Genomic DNA, 2,771 nt, shown 5'->3' on the forward strand with positions numbered 1-2,771 from the left:
ATTGATGTAGCAAAAGAATACGCAAAGAAGTATGATGTCCCACTTTTATTTAATCAGGGTTTTGGAGGAACAGGTGCGTTAGAGATTGGGTTAAAGCATTTGCAAGCAGCATAAGTTTAGTAGTAAGAAATTTATTTTGAACATAAAATCATATAATCCTTATATAAAAATTATAAAGTTGATATTGGAGGAATTAGAATGCTATCCCTACCAAAACAAGAACAAAATAGTTATTTATTTGAGTTTCAACAAATTTGAATTTTATGTAAAAGTAGGTGGGGAAATGATGGAGGGAGTAAGAGCACCAATATCTCAATGTCCTCATTGCGGTTCTAATGAGGGATATTACACGAAAGAGCAAGTGTATGGAACTGTAAGATATAAGCATAATTTTGATGGAAGAGAAGCGGATAACAGCTCATTGCACGACCATGTATCTTATAAAGGTGGGAAAGTTGCTTACTGTATCGATTGTAATAAGAAGTTATTTAATATGAATATTTTATAACCAAAGCGTTATTTGAATAAAAAGGAGCTGGGGAAATGGACGAAAAGAAATTGGAATTGAATGAAGATCAAAAAGCTGTATTGCTGAAGGCATTAAAGGATATTCACTTTGCTAACGCTCAATTACGTGAATGGGTTAGTGAAGATTCACTTTCAGTCGAAATGTCAAAAACACTTCCATCATTGATAGAAAGCTATTTTAGTGAAGCAGCAAAAGTACTAAATTACGAATCACATCTTTTGGAAGAAAAAGAAAAACGTTATGCAGAGATTAAAAAGGCGAATCAAACAATACATGAGTTACAGGATAAATTGGGTTCCGATAAACCTGTTGAAGGCTTAAAAGAACAGTTGAAACATCTTTCTGAAGTTGTTAGTGGTTGGTGGAATACGGAAGGATTTAATCATGTGCATGATACGAAATATTATCCCTATGGCGGAATGAGAGTGGAATTTAGCTTTATGCTAGAACACTATCGTTCTTTCAGTAAAACACCTGTAACAGATAAAAGGAGCAGAGTGGAACACATTTAATACTTGCGTAATATAGGTTTTGAATTTGCCGAATTTGAAAAAGGAAGGAGCGAAAAACTGGATTTAATCGACAATCATCAAAACCGTTCATTGCTTATCAAAATGCTTACAGAACGTTTCCCTTCTCTTGAGGTTCATAGTTTTAGCAACCATAGCAGTTACTCTAACAAAGAAATTTTTATTATAAGGCATATAGATGCTTCAATTTATGATTTAGCTGATATTTAAAATCGGTGAAACCTCACAAAATAGTTATTTTGCAAAAAAAAGGAGAGGTGATCGATGTGTATATAGATATTCCAAGAATCAAAAAGGTGGGAAATTTAACAGTAAGATTCGTAAATGAAAAAGATCAGTTAGAAATTAAGGTTCATATTAATCACCAAGATTTTAAAGAAGCTAACATTCAGATCGATCAACAACTTTTAATCGATAAGGGAGCTATGAAAAAAAGAGGGGCATTAAAACAAGCTCAAAATTGGTTGCAACGTAATAAGCAGTTCGTTGTGGATGTTATCGATAAACAGTTTCCAACGTTTTGGTGATTTTATAACAAAATCCTTATCTTGTAGAAAAGGGGAGAGCGAGAATGGAAGAGTTAATAAAAGAGCTTCGGGAGTTACACCAAATAAATATTTATTCGGTAGACGAAAATTGGTGTATCCAATTGTTTGATTTAGATGTTTGTCCGAATGATTATGATGTTCAGCCTTGCCCAGAATTTGAGTGTGTATTTGAGACGTCAGGTAAAGTCCTTACAAATGTATTATCAGATGCATTGGTTTGGGCAAAAGATCAGCTGGAAAATCAGATTTAAACAAAAATCGTTAATTGGTACTGTACTTACTTAACGGTATTAAAAAGGGTTTTAAAAAAGTACAGTACCAACTTAATAGGGTTTTAAAACCGAACTATAAAATTGTGGCCATTAAAATTTAGAAAGCAAAACACGAACGAAATTATCAGTATGGATCCTAATATATTCGTAGTTTGGAAAGGTGGCGTAAAAATGAAAAGTGAGGATTATGAAAAAGGATATTTACAAGGTCAACTAGATGAGGCAGATATCACTTACAGAAATATAATTTCAATTCTGAATGAAATGACTGAAGAACCAACAGGTTTTACTATCGACTGGATTAATGAGTTGGAAAAATTTTTAAAGAAGCACGGCAAATTGTAAAACAAAATCGTTATTTTAATTGGTTCAGCCCCTTGAAGGGGTCACCATATCATTTTAAGAAAATTGTACGCTAAGAGATTTATAAAGGTCGTTGGTACTTAATAAACGTTTATAAATATTTCGTTACACGTTTATAAACATGACAAACCTTGATTTCATAAGGATTAAAGTTTCGTCCTTAAAGGTATACCTTTACAAACCACGAGTACTTTTCCCATTTGTGAAAGGAATATTCCAGTTGACATTTTAGAAAATATCGAATTTCCAGTACCAAATAGTCCATATTTAACTAAAAAATAGTCTTAGCGTACAGAAAATGCCTTAAATGTGTCCAAAATGTGACGTAACGTACAATTTTCTTTTTTTGATATGGTGACCCCTTGAAGGGCGCTCCAAGGGGCTAAGATTCGAGAACTTTTATAAACTCTTGTTTAATTACATGAAAGCTCCCTAAGGAGAATCTATGGTATTTTAACACTTAAATAATTATTTTGACAACTATATATTGATAAAAAGAAACCCCGATTGTCCGCGGGGCTTCTAAGGG

General features: G+C 32.9%; 4 protein-coding genes and 2 pseudogenes. All 6 read left to right on the plus strand.

Annotated elements, in window-relative coordinates; translation table 11 throughout:
- Window positions 1-114 (plus strand): annotated as a pseudogene (locus tag CO726_RS30630) (DUF2325 domain-containing protein); the annotation flags it as partial.
- Between the two features lie 172 nt (window positions 115-286).
- Window positions 287-508: a hypothetical protein gene (locus CO726_RS30635; protein ID WP_099686796.1), complete on the plus strand. Its 222-nt coding sequence runs from the start codon at window positions 287-289 to the stop codon at window positions 506-508.
- Between the two features lie 35 nt (window positions 509-543).
- A pseudogene (locus tag CO726_RS30640) lies at window positions 544-1,269 on the plus strand (hypothetical protein).
- Between the two features lie 47 nt (window positions 1,270-1,316).
- The gene (locus tag CO726_RS30645; RefSeq protein WP_136699912.1) at window positions 1,317-1,586 is read left to right on the plus strand and encodes a DUF4160 domain-containing protein; all 270 of its coding nucleotides are present in this window, start codon (window positions 1,317-1,319) and stop codon (window positions 1,584-1,586) included.
- Between the two features lie 44 nt (window positions 1,587-1,630).
- Window positions 1,631-1,858 (plus strand): hypothetical protein, encoded by a 228-nt coding sequence (locus tag CO726_RS30650; RefSeq protein ID WP_099686798.1) that lies wholly within the window; start codon window positions 1,631-1,633, stop codon window positions 1,856-1,858.
- Between the two features lie 192 nt (window positions 1,859-2,050).
- On the plus strand, window positions 2,051-2,224 hold the full coding sequence (locus tag CO726_RS31625) for a hypothetical protein (protein ID WP_169513123.1): 174 nt from the start codon (window positions 2,051-2,053) through the stop codon (window positions 2,222-2,224).
- Window positions 2,225-2,771 lie beyond the last annotated feature (547 nt).

It is taken from the genome of Bacillus fungorum, from assembly GCF_002746455.1.
Classification (GTDB): domain Bacteria; phylum Bacillota; class Bacilli; order Bacillales; family Bacillaceae_G; genus Bacillus_A; species Bacillus_A fungorum.